This window comes from Mycobacteroides sp. LB1 (genome assembly GCF_013449725.1).
Classification (GTDB): domain Bacteria; phylum Actinomycetota; class Actinomycetes; order Mycobacteriales; family Mycobacteriaceae; genus Mycobacterium.
In genome coordinates, this window is the sequence record NZ_JACCFF010000001.1 from 1407590 (window position 1) to 1423052 (window position 15463).

At 63.8% G+C, this 15463-nt stretch carries 14 protein-coding genes; 7 read left to right on the forward strand and 7 right to left on the reverse strand.

What is annotated here, in order from left to right; translation table 11 throughout:
• Nucleotides 1-73: 73 nt before the first annotated feature.
• A complete protein-coding gene (locus MLB1_RS07055; RefSeq protein ID WP_180748925.1) occupies nucleotides 74-733 on the reverse strand; it encodes a TetR/AcrR family transcriptional regulator in 660 nt (219 codons plus the stop codon).
• 272 nt (nucleotides 734-1005) lie between these two features.
• On the opposite strand from MLB1_RS07055, the gene MLB1_RS07060 reads away from it, so the two are divergent.
• From MLB1_RS07060 to MLB1_RS07080, 5 genes are all read left to right on the forward strand, one after another.
• Complete coding sequence (locus MLB1_RS07060; RefSeq protein WP_180748926.1) at nucleotides 1006-2568, forward strand: amino acid permease; 1563 nt, start codon at nucleotides 1006-1008, stop codon at nucleotides 2566-2568.
• A gap of 71 nt (nucleotides 2569-2639) precedes the next feature.
• A complete protein-coding gene (locus MLB1_RS07065) occupies nucleotides 2640-3473 on the forward strand; it encodes an urea amidolyase associated protein UAAP1 (RefSeq protein ID WP_180748927.1) in 834 nt (277 codons plus the stop codon).
• Nucleotides 3470-4078 (forward strand): urea amidolyase associated protein UAAP2, encoded by a 609-nt coding sequence (locus MLB1_RS07070; RefSeq protein WP_180748928.1) that lies wholly within the window; start codon nucleotides 3470-3472, stop codon nucleotides 4076-4078. Before MLB1_RS07065 ends, MLB1_RS07070 begins: the two co-directional genes overlap by 4 nt.
• Nucleotides 4079-4137: 59 nt before the next feature.
• On the forward strand, nucleotides 4138-6102 hold the full coding sequence (locus MLB1_RS07075) for a 5-oxoprolinase/urea amidolyase family protein (protein WP_371750594.1): 1965 nt from the start codon (nucleotides 4138-4140) through the stop codon (nucleotides 6100-6102).
• Nucleotides 6103-6235: 133 nt separating this feature from the next.
• Nucleotides 6236-6946, forward strand: coding sequence for a helix-turn-helix domain-containing protein (locus MLB1_RS07080; RefSeq protein WP_180748930.1), 711 nt, complete (start codon nucleotides 6236-6238; stop codon nucleotides 6944-6946).
• Here the strand turns inward: MLB1_RS07080 and MLB1_RS07085 are convergent.
• From MLB1_RS07085 to MLB1_RS07100, 4 genes are all read right to left on the reverse strand, one after another.
• Nucleotides 6906-7715 (reverse strand): alpha/beta fold hydrolase, encoded by an 810-nt coding sequence (locus MLB1_RS07085; RefSeq protein ID WP_180748931.1) that lies wholly within the window; start codon nucleotides 7713-7715, stop codon nucleotides 6906-6908. The two genes, MLB1_RS07080 and MLB1_RS07085, sit on opposite strands and share 41 nt — an antisense overlap.
• A 105-nt stretch (nucleotides 7716-7820) precedes the next feature.
• Nucleotides 7821-8690 carry a 3-hydroxybutyryl-CoA dehydrogenase gene (locus tag MLB1_RS07090; RefSeq protein WP_180748932.1) on the reverse strand — a complete coding sequence of 290 codons (870 nt, stop codon included), beginning with the start codon at nucleotides 8688-8690 and terminating at the stop codon, nucleotides 7821-7823.
• A 169-nt stretch (nucleotides 8691-8859) separates the two neighbouring features.
• Nucleotides 8860-10152, reverse strand: coding sequence for an isocitrate lyase (gene aceA / locus MLB1_RS07095; RefSeq protein ID WP_180748933.1), 1293 nt, complete (start codon nucleotides 10150-10152; stop codon nucleotides 8860-8862).
• 272 nt (nucleotides 10153-10424) lie between these two features.
• Nucleotides 10425-11189: an acyl-[acyl-carrier-protein] thioesterase gene (locus MLB1_RS07100; RefSeq protein WP_180749736.1), complete on the reverse strand. Its 765-nt coding sequence runs from the start codon at nucleotides 11187-11189 to the stop codon at nucleotides 10425-10427.
• 242 nt (nucleotides 11190-11431) lie between these two features.
• Here MLB1_RS07100 and MLB1_RS24250 point away from each other — a divergent pair, with 242 nt between their 5' ends.
• Nucleotides 11432-12340 (forward strand): type II CAAX endopeptidase family protein, encoded by a 909-nt coding sequence (locus MLB1_RS24250; protein ID WP_180748934.1) that lies wholly within the window; start codon nucleotides 11432-11434, stop codon nucleotides 12338-12340.
• Here the strand turns inward: MLB1_RS24250 and MLB1_RS07110 are convergent.
• Nucleotides 12248-13528, reverse strand: coding sequence for an MFS transporter (locus tag MLB1_RS07110; protein WP_255485743.1), 1281 nt, complete (start codon nucleotides 13526-13528; stop codon nucleotides 12248-12250). The genes MLB1_RS24250 and MLB1_RS07110 overlap by 93 nt on opposite strands.
• A 127-nt stretch (nucleotides 13529-13655) precedes the next feature.
• On the opposite strand from MLB1_RS07110, the gene MLB1_RS07115 reads away from it, so the two are divergent.
• Nucleotides 13656-14603: a helix-turn-helix domain-containing protein gene (locus MLB1_RS07115; protein WP_180748936.1), complete on the forward strand. Its 948-nt coding sequence runs from the start codon at nucleotides 13656-13658 to the stop codon at nucleotides 14601-14603.
• 9 nt (nucleotides 14604-14612) lie between these two features.
• Here the strand turns inward: MLB1_RS07115 and MLB1_RS07120 are convergent, their stop codons facing one another.
• Nucleotides 14613-15416: a GAP family protein gene (locus tag MLB1_RS07120; RefSeq protein ID WP_180748937.1), complete on the reverse strand. Its 804-nt coding sequence runs from the start codon at nucleotides 15414-15416 to the stop codon at nucleotides 14613-14615.
• Nucleotides 15417-15463 lie beyond the last annotated feature (47 nt).

Consider the following 15463-nt stretch of genomic DNA (forward strand, 5'->3'; position numbering starts at 1 on the left):
CTGTTAGAGCACCTAATTCCCATCACCATCGGCATTCTTGCACTGGACGGCAGACTAGCATGGCCGACTGTGCCTACCTCTTAGGAACGGCGACCGCCCAGTCCAGCTGATCCAACAACGCCCTGGCTGCCGTCTCGACCTCTCCAGCATCCTCGGTGAACCCCACTACGCGCAAGGTCGCGTCGGCCAATGCCTCCGGAGCGATCGAATCCCCATCGGCCCGGAGCATGATGACCGACTCGACGAGCCGGAAGGGCAAGCGCTCCACCCCCTCGCGGACCATATCCGCGCGGCAGACCGCCGCGGCCAGATCCTGATAGTGAGCGCGCAGCTGATCACGTTTGCGCCGAAATGCCACGAATCGCTCGGCTCGCAGATCCGGTAATAGATAGAGAGCACCTAGGTTCCATCGGCTCGCCGCCAGCTGGGCGGCGTCGGCAAGCGCCAGCGCGTATAAGCGCACGATTGGCGGCTCCGGTCGATCGGCGATCAGCGCCGCGTAGTACAGCGGCTGGTCGATCGTCATCGCCAGCAGCGCATCGAGGATGTCGTCCTTGGTCTTGAAGTGGTAGTAAAGCGAGGCCTGCTGAACACCCACCGACTCTGCGATGCGCCGAGTGGTGGTGGCCGCGAACCCGTCGGCGGTGAACAACTCGGCGGAGGCATCGAGGATCTCATCGCGAGTGGTGTTCCCCTCGCGAATCGGACTGATACGCCGCGGCCGCCCTGACATCTGCCGACCCTATCCATCTTCTAGTCGACAAGTCCTCGGCAACGTCCCGATTCCATTGCCCGGTGAGCGTTTCGTCATCACCCCGACATCTGCGCAACCACAATGTTACACCGCGCCCGCGTTCTGAAACGGCACGGTCACCCGTGCGTACCGGCCACCCGTCAGACTTACTTACCTATCGCTTGACAGATATTTCTCCCCACATAGACGTGGGTTTTACCGACCACACAGGGCACAGAATGTGTTGCCCGAAGACCTACCCGGGAGTGCCCATGAACGCCCTGACGGCCACCGACTCCGCGGCCTGGACCGCGACGAGCATCGCCGGTTCCGACTCCGATGATCTCGCCGCGTTCGGCTACAAACCCCAGCTACACCGAAGCCTTGGCAAATTCGCATCCTTCGCGGCGGGGTTCTCGTTCGTCTCGATCCTGACGACGATCTTCCAGCTGTTCGCATTCGGGTTCAGCTTCGGCGGCCCGGCCTTCTTCTGGACCTGGCCGATCGTGTTCGCCGGGCAGTACATGGTCGCGCTGAACTTCGCCGAGCTGGCCGCGCGCTATCCCATCTCCGGTGCCATCTACCAATGGGCACGCCGCCTCGGCGGTGCCGTGGTGGGCTGGTTCGCCGGCTGGTTCATGATCATCGCCCAGATCGTCACCGCGTCCGCAGCGGCCATCGCCCTGCAGGTCGTCCTGCCAACCATCTGGAGTGGATTTCAGATCATCGGCACCGACCCCTCGTTGACCAGTGTCAGCGGCGCGTCGAACGCAGTGCTGCTCGGATCGCTGCTGCTGGTCGCGACCACCGCCATCAACGCCGTCGGCGTCAACTGGATGTCCCGGATCAACTCGATCGGCGTCACCTGCGAGATAGTCGGTGTCATCGCCGTCGTCGGCATGCTGTTCGCCCACGCCGAGCGCGGCCCGGGGGTAGTGCTGCACACCGGCGATGCCGGCAGCGGGTACCCGTGGGCGTTCCTGGCGGCCGGGCTCATGGCCGCCTACGTCCTCGTCGGATTCGGGTCGGCCAGCGAGCTGGCCGAGGAAACCCGCAACCCGCGTCGGGTCGCCCCCCGCACCATCTTGTCCGCGATCGTGGTCTCGGCGATCGGCGGCGCACTGATGATCTTGGGCGCACTGATGGCCGCACCCAGCCTCACCGACGGCCAGCTCGCCACCGGCGGTCTGCCCTATGTATTGGATAGCAAGCTGGCATCGCCGTTCGGAACTCTGCTGCTCGTCGATGTCGCGATCGCGGTATTCGTCTGCACTCTCGCCATCCAGACCGCGGCCTCCCGGCTCATGTTCTCGATGGCCCGCGACGGCAAGCTGCCGTTCTCGTCGGTGCTGTCCCGGGTGAACACCCGCACCGGCACCCCCATCGCACCGGCCGTCGTGGTCGGGCTCTGCTGTGTGCTGATCCTGGTGGTGAACTTCGGCAACGCTGCGTTGTTCACCAGTCTGTGTAGCGTCTGCATCGCATTGATCTACCTGGCCTACCTGATGGTTACCACACCCTTGTTGTTGCGCCGCTTCGGGATCGGCGGAAGCAAGTGGGATGGCAACAAGGACCAGACCGATGCCGATGGACGAAAGCTCTTCTCACTCGGCCGGTTTGGACTACCTATCAATATCCTCGCCGTCGCGTACGGGGCCTTCATGGTGCTCAACCTGTCCTGGCCACGCGCCGCTGTCTTCGACCCGACGGGTGCACACCCCTACTTGGTGTGGATAGCCCCGCTCTGTATTGCCGCGGTGCTGATCGCCGGGATCTTGGCCTACCCCCGGGCCTACCCGTGGCGCAAGCCTCTTTCCCCGCGAGCAGACACGTAGTGCACACAAAAGCCCAGGATGCGTGTGCATTGAGCGTCTGCTCGCCAGAAGAAACTTAGGAGATATCCGCTATGACCACCGCTACCACCAAAGGTGCGCGGGACCACGCCCGCTCGCAGGCAGGTCAGATCACCGACGCCATGCCGGTGCTGCCCGCCTCGAGCTGGCCCTGGACCCTTGATGACGTCGACCCGTTGACACTTACCTGGGCCGAGACCATCCCCGGTGGCCGGTACGCCACCAAGGTGCTGGGCCGCGGCACCCGGCTGCGGCTCACCGACGTCACGGGCTCCGCGTGTGTGAGCGTGGTGCTGCTGCGCGCCGATGCCCCATGGGAGCGGCTCAACGTAGCCGACACCGTCAAAGTGCCGTGGCAGGCCTATCTCGGCACCGGGCATCCGCTGCTCTCAGATCAGGGCCGGGTATTGGCCACCATCGTCGCCGATAGTTCCGGACATCACGACACTTTCTGCGGGACCAGCACTCTGACCGCGAACACCGCCAAATACGGTGCGGGTGAACTCTATTCGACAAGCCCGGCCGGACGCGAACTGTTCACGCTGGCCGGAGCCAAGCACGGGCTGGCTCCGCGCGATATCGGCCCGTCGGTGTCGTTCTTCCACGGGGTCCGTGCCGAGGCCGATGGCGCGCTGCGCAGTAGCGGCACCGCCGGCCCACAGGCCGCCGTGGATCTGCTGATCCACCTGCCGGTGATCGCATTGCTGGTCAACACCGCACATCCGCTCGACCCCTCGGAGACCTTCGACACCGGCCCTGCCCAGGTGTTGGCCTGGCCGGCACTGGATGAGTTGGTCGACCTTCCCAATAAGGAACCGGAATATCAACGCGCCGTACTCAATACCGAAGATGCCTGGGCCGCGGCACAGAACGGAGATTCCCTGTGACAAGCAAGGTCCTCGATGAGATAGTTCCCGCACGCGCACCCTGGAGCGCCGTTGTCGCTGCGGGTGACGTGTTGACGATTATCGACCTGAAGGGCAACCAGGCCGTCGACACCCTGCTGTACTCAGCAGCCGATACCGCGGTGCGCTACTCGGCGCAGGCAACCATCGCCGCGCAGGAAAACCTGTTTCTGCGCACCGGAACCGTGCTGCGCGCCGAGGACGGCAGCGCGTTGATGACCATCGTCGAGGATGAGGTGGGTAGTCACGACACCATCGGCGGTGCGTGCTCGCAGGAATCGAACACTCTGCGCTACGGGCATCACACCAAGCACCAACACGCATGCGTCGAGAACTTTCTGCTGGAAGGCGCCAAATGGGGCCTGGGCAAGCGAGATCTGGTGTCCAACATCAACTTCTATATGAATGTCCCAGTGGACGAGGACGGCACGCTCGGCATCGTCGACGGCCTCTCCGCACCGGGTAAGAAGATCAAGCTCCGCGCCGAGGTCGACACCCTGGTCCTGGTGTCGAACTGCCCGCAGATCAACAATCCGTGCAATGGGTTCGATCCCACCCCGGTGCAGATGGTGGTGGACAGCGCATGAGAACCATGTCTGATCCTCTTCGCGCAAGCGGCTCATCGGTGTCCGTCACGACACCCGGCATGTTGACCACGGTGCAGGACTGGCCCGGCCGCACCGGGTACTGGCAGGTGGGTGTGCCGCCGTCCGGCCCGATGGACGACCTGTCGTTCCGGCTGGGCAATCGTGCCGTCGGCAATCCCGAGGGCGCCGCGGGTCTGGAGGCGACACTCTCCGGCCCCACACTACGTTTCACGGACGAGACCCTCGTCTGCGTTACCGGTGCACCGGTAACGCAGATCTCCGTCAACGGTCGGCCGGTTCCCCAGTGGCGTGCCGTCACCGTTCCCGCTGAGGGAACACTCGCAGTAGGTGCCGCCGCAGATACCGGGATGCGGATCTACATACTGATCGCCGGTGGCATCGCGGTTCCCGAATTCCTGGGCAGCGCGTCCACCTTCACCCTCGGCGGATTTGGCGGTCCCGCAGGGCGCGCCCTGGCCGCCGGAGACGTCCTCACCCTCGGCGAAAACGATGGCACTGAACCGCAATGCATTCCCGGTACCGCCCAGCCGGCGATCGGCCACCACTGGGAGCTCGCCGTCACCGAGGGGCCGCACGGCGCACCCGATTTCTTCACCCGCGGCGATATCGACGAGCTGTTGTCGACCGCTTACGAGGTGCACTTCAATTCCGATCGCACCGGGGTGCGCCTCATCGGCCCCAAGCCCCATTGGGCGCGCGCCGACGGTGGAGAGGCCGGCCTGCACCCGTCGAACATTCACGACAACGCGTACTCGATCGGCGCACTGGACTTCACCGGCGACACGCCGATTCTGCTGGGTCCGGACGGCCCCAGCCTGGGTGGTTTCGTCTGCCCGGTCACGGTGGTGTCTGCCGACCGGTGGAAGCTGGGCCAGCTGCGCGCCGGCGACACTTTGCGATTCATCCGGATCGAAGCCGCTCGTAGCGCATCGTTGCGCTCGATCGGTATCGACCGGCGCGGGCATTGGCCCTCGGTGTTCTCCACCCAGGGCGACGGCGATGACGGCGTGCTCGCGTATCGTCCGGCTCGCGACAATGCACCCGATATGACGTACCGCCGCAGCGGCGACGACAACGTCTTGGTCGAATATGGTGATATCACACTGGATTTGGCGCTACGTGCACGCGTCCACGCGTTGCATCAACGGCTGGAGGACACCCACACCACCGGGATCGTCGATCTGACACCGGGTATCCGGTCGCTACAGGTGCATTTCGATCCCGACAGACTGCCGATGGGCAAGGTGCTGGGGCTACTGGACGATATCGACGAGCATCTACCGGCCTCCGATGAGCTCGTCGTGCCCAGCCGCCGGGTGGCCATGCCGCTCTCCTGGGATGATCCGTCGGCCAGAGAGGCGATGGAACGCTACCGCCTGGGCGTACGCGCGGACGCACCCTGGATGCCGTGGAATATCGAATTCATCAGGCGGATCAACGGTTTGGACACCGTTGATGACGTGTATCGCACGGTGTACGACGCGTCCTACCTGGCACTCGGGCTGGGCGATGTGTATCTGGGTGCGCCGGTGGCGACCCCGGTCGATCCCCGGCATCGGCTCGTCACCACCAAGTACAACCCCGCGCGCACCTGGACACCGGAGAACGCCGTCGGCATCGGCGGGGCCTACCTGTGCATATACGGCATGGAGGGTCCCGGCGGATATCAGTTGGTGGGGCGGACCGTGCAGATCTGGAACCATCGGCATCCGGAGAACGCCGGAGTATTCGAGCCCGGAACACCCTGGCTGCTGCGATTCTTCGACCAGATCAGCTGGTACCCGGTGAGCGCCGAGGAGCTGCTCGAGCTGCGTGATGAGTTGGCCACGGGACGCGGCAACGGCGGTGTCACGATCACCGAAGGTGAGTTCTCCATGGCGGAGTACTCGACGTTCCTTGCCCAAAATGCGACGTCAATAGGCGAGTTCCGCAACCACCAGCGCACGGCATACGCCGTCGAACGTGAAGCATGGAGTACCGCGGGCGAATTCGCCCGGGTCTAGCAAGTGAACGCCCCGAACCCCTCGCAAGCGAATACCGGGGCGTGCCACGTTGCTGTCCGAATTAACCATCCCGAATGATCTTGGTCAATACACTTGGACACGCAGTCTTTTTGCGCAACCGAAGGTAATGACTTTGGCGAATGAATTTGGTCCGTTCGTGAAGACCGCACGCGAGCGACACGGGATGACTCAGCTGGGTCTGGCACAGGCCACGGGGTTCAGCCTGCGGTGGATACAAGGCGTCGAGTCGGGGGTACCGCCCAGTGCCAGAGGACTGAAATCCCTCGCAGAGGCCCTGCAACTGTCACAGTGGGAGAGTGGATACCTGCACCTCCTCGTGCACAAACCGCCGCCGGTAACGATCATGAGCGCCCCTCCCGCGGATATCTCCGACTACCTCGAATCGCTGAACCCGAACCCCGCGGCATTTCTCACACCCGCATGGACGGTGATAAACGCCAATTCGGAGTTCTTGAGACTCTTCAAGGGGCTGTGGATTTCGCCGAACTTCTTGTACTGGCACTACATCGGACGGCGCACTCCCGAGATCATTCTCGATTGGCAGTCCTCATCGGACTGGCTGATCGCCTGGCTACGCCTGAATATGGCGATCACCCCCGAGGATCCGGATCTCACCGAGACGATCGAGAAGCTCTTGAAGGTCGCCACCTTCGTTCAACAGTGGGAAAACAACGTGATTCCCGCAGACCCGTCAGCACGTCAATGGACGGTGTGCGATATCGACAACTCCGCTGTACTGAACATCGATATGCGTATCTGGCGAGCCGGCTTGTCCTCCGGGATCATGCTGTTGGGCGCTGTGCGGGAAACCGATCCCGCATGAGCCCGCGCACCAGATCCAGGGTCTGCGGGTCCTGCACGATGCTCAGCGCCTGGAACTGGCGGTTGACGGTCCCGAAAAGTTTTGAGCCACCCAAGTTTTCGTAGACATGCTGTCCGTGCGCCAGCGGAATGTAGAACTCACTGCTGCCGTGGATCACCACCGCCGGGCAGGTGACCCGCCCCAGATTCTCCGTGATGCCCGGCCGGCCCAGCCACGCGTCCGCCATCGCCTGCACCTGCTGCCAATCCGCGCTGCGCCACCGGTCCATCAAGTCCGCGGCCGCCTGCGATGACCCGGTCGCAGCCTGCGCAATGCGTGCGAACTCGGAGGCCTGCGGCCCGAACTCCTTCCATTGCGCCAGACCGACACCCAGTGAGGCGATTTCGCCGGGATCGGTGGCATACGCAGTGGGACCGACGAGCAGCAGACCCGCCACCCGGTCCGGATCCAGCAGCGCAGCGTGCAGCGCGATGGTGGCACTGAGAAGCTCACCGGCGAAGATCGCCCGCTCGATCCCCAGCTCGGACGCCAAACCCAAAGCGTCCTTGGCACATTCGATGAGCGTGAACGGCTGCCCGTCGAACTCTGTCGCACCGTGACACCGCTGGTCGAAGGTCACCACCCGATAGCCCTCCCCCGCCAGCAAGTGTGCCAACGGAGCCATATGGACAGCGTCCAGAAACATCGGGTGCGAAAGCAGGATGGGCGACCCGTCGCCGCCGCTGTCGGTGTAGTGGAGGGACTGACCGTTCACCAAGACCGAAGGCATGGGCCGACGCTATCCCCCGAATGCAGCGAGGGCATACCGTACGCACACAATCGGGCTCAGATTGTGCGTACGGTATGCCCTCGCTGTGTTGGTCGGTTTAGGTGGCTACTTGGCCTTGTACTCGTAGAACCCGACGCCGCTCTTCTTGCCGAGACGTCCGGCCTCGACCATGCGCAGCAGCAGCGGCGGGGCCGCGTACAGCGGCTCCTTGTACTCGTCGTACATCGAGTCGGCGATGAGCTTCAACGTATCGAGGCCCACCAGATCCGAAAGGCGCAGCGGACCCATCGGGTGCGAGAGCCCGGCCACGACGGCCTTATCGATGTCTTCGACTGCGGCAAAACCGGATTCGGCCATCCGGATGGCGGCCAGCAGGTACGGAACCAGCAGGAAGTTGACCACAAAGCCGGAGCGATCGGCAGCGCGCACCACCTGCTTGCCCAGCACCTCGCTCGCGAAGGCCTCCGTGCGTGCCGCGGCAGCGGGCGTGGTCACCAGTGTCGAGATCAGCTCGACGAGCGGCAGCACCGGTACCGGGTTGAAGAAGTGCAGACCCAGTACACGGCCCGGATTCTTGGTCGCTGCAGCGATTTTCATGATCGGGATGCTGGAGGTGTTCGATGCGAGAACCGCATCGGGATCGGCGATCACCTCGTCCAGCTTCGCGAAGATCGAAGCCTTGATGGACTCGTCCTCGATGACCGCCTCGATGACAAGCTGGCGGTCGGAGAAGTCGGCCAGATCGGTGGTGAACCTCAGGTTGGCGACGGCGGCATCGCGCTCGCGCTCGGTGATCTTCCCAGCGGAGACGCCGCGATCCAGGGATTTACGGACCCGGCCTTCACCGGCCTGCGCCAGCTCGGAGGTGGTCTCGAACACCAGCACGTCCACACCGGCACGTGCCGATACCTCGGCGATACCCGCACCCATCTGTCCGGCGCCGATAACCCCTACGCGCGTAATTCCGTCCGTCATTTTTTGAACTCCTGAAGTAGACACAGTTAGTTTTCGCGATCCATAAGCACACAGGCCCCGCCCAACGGGATACGTGGGCGGGGCCTGTGCTGTCAACTCAGTGGGTCACACCGAGAGTCTTGACGTGGGCGCTTAGCCCGGCTAGATGAGGGCTTAGTGGCCTAGAGACCTAGTGGAACTGGCCCTCTTCGGTCGAGCCCTTCAGCGCCGCGGTCGAGGTGTTCGGGTCCACGGTGGTGGCGACCCGGTCGAAGTAACCGGCGCCGACCTCACGCTGGTGCTTGGTGGCGGTGTAACCACGGGCCTCGGCCGCGAACTCGCGCTCCTGCAGGTCGACGTAGGCGGTCATGCCCTCACGGGCGTACCCGTAGGCCAGGTCGAACATCGAGTAGTTGAGCGCGTGGAAGCCGGCCAGGGTGATGAACTGGAACGTGAAGCCCATGGCGCCCAGCTCTTTTTGGAACTTGGCGATGGTGGAGTCGTCCAGGGCTTGCTTCCAGTTGAAGGACGGGCTGCAGTTGTAGGACAGCAGCTGGTCCGGGAACTCGGACTTGACGGCTTCCGCGAACTTGCGGGCGACCGCCAGGTCCGGCACGCCGGTCTCCATCCAGATGAGATCGGCGTACGGGGCATAGGCCTTGGCACGCGCGATACAGGGCTCGATGCCCTTCTGCACGTTGTAGAAGCCCTCGGCGGTGCGCTCACCGGTGACGAACGGCTGGTCGCGCTCATCCACATCGGAGGTGATGAGGGTGGCGGCCTCGGCATCGGTACGAGCGATAACGACGGTCGGGGTGCCGGCGACGTCCGCGGCCAGGCGAGCGGAGGTCAGGGTGCGGACGTGCTGCTGGGTCGGGATGAGCACCTTGCCACCGAGGTGGCCACACTTCTTCTCCGAGGCCAGCTGGTCCTCCCAGTGGGTACCGGCGGCACCCGCGGCGATCATGGCCTTCTGCAGCTCGTAGACGTTCAGCGCGCCACCGAAGCCGGCCTCACCGTCGGCGACGATCGGCACGATCCAGTTGTCGATGCTGGTGTCACCCTCGACGCGGGCGATCTCGTCGGCGCGCAGCAGGGCGTTGTTGATGCGGCGCACGACGGCCGGCACCGAGTTGGCCGGGTAGAGGCTCTGGTCCGGGTAGGTGTGGCCCGAGAGGTTGGCGTCGCCGGCGACCTGCCAGCCGGACAGGTAGATGGCCTTGAGGCCGGCACGGACCTGCTGCACGGCCATGTTGCCGGTCAGCGCGCCCAGCGCGTTGATGTAGGAGCCGTCGCCCTTGGTGACGCCGTCCCACAGGATCTCGGCGCCGCGGCGCGCGAGGGTGTTCTCTTCGACGACGCTGCCCTGCAGCTCCTCGACCTGAGCCGCGGTGTAGTCGCGGGTGATGCCCTTCCAGCGGGGGTTGGTGTCCCAGTCCTGCTGGATTTCAGCCGCGGTGCGCGGCTTGCCGACATTCGACATTGGTGCTCCCTCTGATACTTGCCCTGACGTTTGGCTGTCGCTGACAGATTGTTAACGCTCAGGCATGTTCACTGTGTTGACTGTTACGACGATGGCACAGACCATCTGCGCAGGTCCACCCATTTCGGATGCCAATTTCAGCTAGGCATTGACGGGCTTTTGCTAACTTTGCGAAGCGGCTAATCGTACGCTCGTACTGTTGCTACTGGGCGGTAACCAACAATGCCCTGTTCAGAACGCTCGTACTGTTAAACGACCGACGCCGTGTCTAGTTACCGAGCGAATATCGAGGCGAGGGCCTTCACCTCGTCGCCAACCACATATGTGAGCGTTGTAACACTGCGACCGGGCACTCCGAACTCGGCTCCGTCCTCGTAGACGTTGGTGATGATCTCAAGCTTGTCCCCCAGCGAAACCGCCGAATCGTGCTCGATGCTCACCCGATACGGGCCAGACAGCAGCTCCGGGTGCCGCGAGAGGTGGTCCTCGACGATGCTCCAGTACACGGAGTTATTCATGTGGTCGAACAGATCCATATCGGTGAACCGCACCGGAAAGTCCCGGATATCCGTCGCGGTCTCGCGACTCCCGCGTTTGTTGTACGACTTCCACCGCAACCGGTCGACATCCGTGGTGGAGGCGACGGTGACGAGGAAGTCGTCCTCGATGCGGGACGGACCCTGGGTCTCGCGGCTGACGTGAATCCAGAATGCCTCGGACTCCACCAGCCCCCCATCTCGACCGTCGAGCCGCACCCGCATCTGACACCACCGATTGGACGTGGCCGAGCACCAACGGCGTAGCCATAGCGCCTCCGTGAACTCGATGGGCTTGATGACGTCGATCATGGTGCGCCGCACGATCCACAGTGGGTGGCTCTCCTCGGCCTCGACCGCGCGGAGGTGATCCTGCCCGACGTCCTGGATATGCCGCGCGGCCCCGTCCAGCCGCAAGCGCCCGTCCTTGTCGATATCGGCCATGCGGACGGGCCAACGGCCCTCATGGACATGCGGGTGCGCGTGCGGAACGGGCATCATGTCCTTGTCGAGGCCGGTGCTGACTTCCACACTCACAGGTCGATCCTTTCGTGGGGCCACGCCGACTCCGGCACGACAGAAAGCGCGTCCCACGCGCCTCTTTTGCAATCCATCGTCCCATACGCGAAACAGACACATTCCAATCGGCGTGTCACATAGTTTTCCCTTGTCTCCCAAATCATTTGAAGCAGGTCGGACAGGGACGCCAAGTAGTCCTCGCGGCGGGCCCATACGATGATCCTGTGGTATCGACACCGTCAACGACCGACAAGCAGGTCGGCCGGGGGTTGTTGGTCGCCGCCATTCTGATATTCGCCATCGCCATCGGCGGCCTCACGATCACCGGCCAACATTCAGTCCGGTTCTCCTCAGACGAGTCCGCCGAGCCTTATCCACTATGGATGCCGCTGACCTCTGCCCTGATCGTGCTCCTGCTCACACGGGTCGTGCCTGCGCGCCTCGCGGCCCTCGATCCTTTCGCCGACATTGATCGACAGCGGCTCACCCGTGAGGTCTGGGTGCTGGTCGGTGCCGCGCTCGCGTTTCCCGCTCTTGTCATCACGGCGACGGTCGCCGGGATACCGCGTGATGCCGTGTACATCCCGATCAAGATCCTGATGTTCCTCGTGATTCCCCTGCTGGCGTTCCGCGCGTTCCGCCGCGGTGTCCCCCAGGCTCCAAAGGTTCACTGGATCGGTCGGCTGGACCGCACCCGCACGCTGGCACCAATCGTTCCCGTTGTGGCCTGGATCCTGCTGGCACGACTCGGCCCCCTGGCACCGCCGGCCCTCGCGCCGGGGAGCCTGCCCGATTCGGTCACCATAGCCGTGGCATCGGTGCTCACCCTGCTGACGGCGGGCGTACTAGAAGAGGTGTTCTACCGCGGATTCCTCCAGACCCGGCTGGAATCGCTGGTTGGCCGCTGGCCTGCCATCGCGACCTCGGCGACCCTCTTCGCCGCGATGCACATCGCCTCACACGTGCACATGAGCACGTTGGCCGTGGACCTTGCGTCGATCGTCGCGGTCCAAGGGACCTTCGGCGTGATGCAAGGCTATCTATGGAGCCGGTACCGAAACATCTGGGCTCCGATAGCTATTCACATCGCCGTCAACTTGATCTACCTCGACCTGCTGATGGTCGGGACGTGAGCGCACCGATAGGCACATCACTGCCGCGATGACGCACAGCCCGGCGGCCAGCCGGAACGCGGTGTCATAGGTACCCTGCTGATCGCGCAGCCACCCCGCGCCTGCCGCCGCAACGGCAGCCCCCAGCTGATGCGAGGCGAAAACCCAACCGAATACGACGGGCGTACGTTCGCCAAAGTATTTACGGCACAGCGCAATAGTCGGTGGCACGGTGGCCACCCAATCCAATCCGTAAAAGATGATGAACACCCAGGTGGAGGGCTCCGCGCGCGGAGAAAGTAACGCAGGCAACAACATCAGCGAGACTCCACGCCCGAAGTAGTAGATGCCCAGCAGGATGCGCGCGTCGATACGGTCGGTAAGCCATCCGGAGAAGACCGTCCCGGCGACATCGAAGACGCCGATGAGCGCCAACAGGCTCGCTGTCATGGTGGCGGGCATCCCGTGGTCATGTGCGGCAGGAATGAAGTGAGTGCCGATCAGTCCGTTGGTGGTCATTCCGCAGATCGCAAAACTTCCCGCCAACAACCAGAAGACCGGTTGCCGCAACCCGATGAGCAGCCCCTCGAACGCCGCGCCGAACCCTCCTGATGCGGCCCCCGAATCGTCGGTTGCGGCCCCGTACGGTCCAACCCCCTTGTCGGCTGGACGGTTTCGCATAAACAGCACAACAAGGGGGACCACCGCGATAGCCGACGCGGCGACGATCACCGAGGCCCACCGCCAGCCATAGGCGCCGGTCACGACCGCCGCCACGGGCAGGAAGATGAGCTGACCGGTGGCGCTGGCGGCCGTCAGTACACCCGTGACCAATCCGCGGCGCGCGATGAACCATCTGGTCGCCACGGTGGCCACGAATCCCATCGAAATCGCCCCGGTGCCAACACCCACCAGCACGCCCCAGAGCAGCAGCAGCTGCCAGGCCGCGGTCATGAACACGCTCAGAAAGGTTCCCGTCGCAACGAGCATCAGCGCCACCACCAGCACCGGACGCACGCCGAACTTGTCCATCAACGCGGCCGCGAACGGTGCGGTGACCCCGAACAGCGTCATATTGATCGACATGGCCAGCCCGATGGTGCCGTGCGACCAGCCGAACTCGGAGTGCAGCGGATCCATCAGAACACCTGGGATGGAGCGGAATCCGGCCGCAGCCAGCACCGCGACGAAGGCCACCCCGGCGATCATCCAGGCAGGGTGGAGCCGCCGGCGGCTGGGCGCCTCGGGCGCGAAGGAATGCGGCACTCGCCAAGGCTGCCCGATGACGCGGCTTCTCACAATTGGCATAAATGCCAATAGGTGTAAAAATCATGCCATGAGCCATCTGGTAGCCGTCTTGATGCTGGAACCGCTGATCGGTTTCGACGCGACCATCCCATCGCTCATGTTCGGCCAGGCCGGCGATGACCGCTACCGGGTGATCACCTGTGGATTATCTTCAGCCCCAGTCCAAACCACCTCGGGGTACGCGATCACCCCACAGGAGGGTCCTGCCGTGCTCGCCCGTGCGGACACCGTCATCATCCCTGGCACTCGGTATCGACCGGCACGGGAACATGGCGAGTTGACCGCGGAACTCGGTGCCGCGCTCAACACCATCCGACCGGGTACCCGCATCGTGTCCATCTGCACCGGAGCCTTCGTACTGGGTGCCGCCGGACTGCTCGACGGCCGCCGCGCCACCACACATTGGCACAAGGCGGACGATTTCCGTGCGCTGTATCCACGGGTGCTGCTGGACGAAACGGTCCTGTTCATCGACGACGGCGACATCCTGACATCGGCGGGGCTCGCCTCGGGAATTGACTTGTGCCTACATATTATTCGGCAAGACCACGGCACCGCGGTGGCCAATGACGTCGCGCGGTACTGCGTGGTGCCACCGTGGCGAGAGGGCGGTCAGGCACAGTTCATCGACCGGCCGCTTCCCGAATACACCGGGGATTCAACGGCATCCGCCCGCACCTGGGCGCTGGCGAATCTGACCGAACCGTTGACCGTGCAGCAGCTGGCCGATCATTCCCGCATGAGTGTGCGGACTTTCAATCGGCGGTTCCGCGGCGAGACCGGACTCGCCCCCGGCGACTGGGTACGGCAGCAGCGCGTCGAATGCGCCAGAGCGCTGTTGGAGTCGCACGACCTTGCCGTGGACGAGGTGGCCCGGCGTTCAGGCCTCGGCTCGGCCGCGAATCTGCGGCATCACCTGCGCCGCGGGTTCGGAATGAGCCCCACCCACTACCGACGGACGTTCCGGGGCAGCTAAATCCAGCAGTTAGACGAGGCCGACACCGGTGAGCACCTGCCAGGTCCCGACCACCGCGAAGAGGATCAGCAGGACCAAGCTGCGGTGAGCAAGCGCCCAATTGTGGACCGGTTCGAGGACCGCTTGGGTCCGCGCCGGAGCGATCACATAGCTGATAAGAGCGAGCTCGAAGACCACAAGCATCGCGAAGACGAATACGACGGCGGCGAGAACTTGGGTACCCATCGCGGTTCCCGAGCCCACGATGATGGTGTCCACCAATAGGACCAGCGGGGGTGGCGGCATGTATCCGATACCGAGCACCAAGGCGACCCAGAGGGCGCCGTTCTCCCATGCGCCCTTGCCCAGATGGAGAAGTCGCCGGATCCTAGATCCGATGCCCGATATCGCATTCCTAATCCTGCCGACCGGCCGAGCGGTAGCCGGCGGCGTCTCCGGATCAAGTACCAAGACAGAAGAATCCCCACTCGCACCACTCGCCACGGGCTGCTGAGCACGCTGACGCACCCAAAGCCGCACCGCAAGGAAGCCCGCGACCACGAGTGCGAGCACACCAGTCGCGAGTTGAAGGGGCTTGACGGACGAGCCCGGATCCGCCGTCGCCAGTTCCTTTGCGAAGGAAGCAAAACTTGGTACGAGATGCAATGCGAAAAGTGCAATCACAAAGGACGGCACGTTCACAATCAGCGCACCGACCCAGAAGGCCAGGAGATTTTGCACTGGCCGAGGCCGGGAGATCACCACCAAGATCAGGCCAAGCAGCACGGGATTGAGTGACATCAGGAATGCCAATCCCAACAATTCGCGCCACATGCCGATAACCTTACTCTGTTTGCTCGATAATGGCATCTCCAGTCGAA

Coding starts and splice junctions, on each gene's coding strand:
- MLB1_RS07120 (WP_180748937.1), bottom strand. CDS start 15,416: ATGTGGCGCGAATTGTTGGGATTGGCATTCCTGATGTCACTCAATCCC.
- MLB1_RS07055 (WP_180748925.1), bottom strand. CDS start 733: ATGTCAGGGCGGCCGCGGCGTATCAGTCCGATTCGCGAGGGGAACACC.
- MLB1_RS07090 (WP_180748932.1), bottom strand. CDS start 8,690: ATGACGGACGGAATTACGCGCGTAGGGGTTATCGGCGCCGGACAGATG.
- MLB1_RS07075 (WP_371750594.1), top strand. CDS start 4,138: ATGTTGACCACGGTGCAGGACTGGCCCGGCCGCACCGGGTACTGGCAG.
- MLB1_RS07100 (WP_180749736.1), bottom strand. CDS start 11,189: ATGATGCCCGTTCCGCACGCGCACCCGCATGTCCATGAGGGCCGTTGG.
- aceA (WP_180748933.1), bottom strand. CDS start 10,152: ATGTCGAATGTCGGCAAGCCGCGCACCGCGGCTGAAATCCAGCAGGAC.
- MLB1_RS07060 (WP_180748926.1), top strand. CDS start 1,006: ATGAACGCCCTGACGGCCACCGACTCCGCGGCCTGGACCGCGACGAGC.
- MLB1_RS07085 (WP_180748931.1), bottom strand. CDS start 7,715: ATGCCTTCGGTCTTGGTGAACGGTCAGTCCCTCCACTACACCGACAGC.
- MLB1_RS07110 (WP_255485743.1), bottom strand. CDS start 13,528: ATGATCGCCGGGGTGGCCTTCGTCGCGGTGCTGGCTGCGGCCGGATTC.
- MLB1_RS07115 (WP_180748936.1), top strand. CDS start 13,656: ATGAGCCATCTGGTAGCCGTCTTGATGCTGGAACCGCTGATCGGTTTC.
- MLB1_RS07065 (WP_180748927.1), top strand. CDS start 2,640: ATGACCACCGCTACCACCAAAGGTGCGCGGGACCACGCCCGCTCGCAG.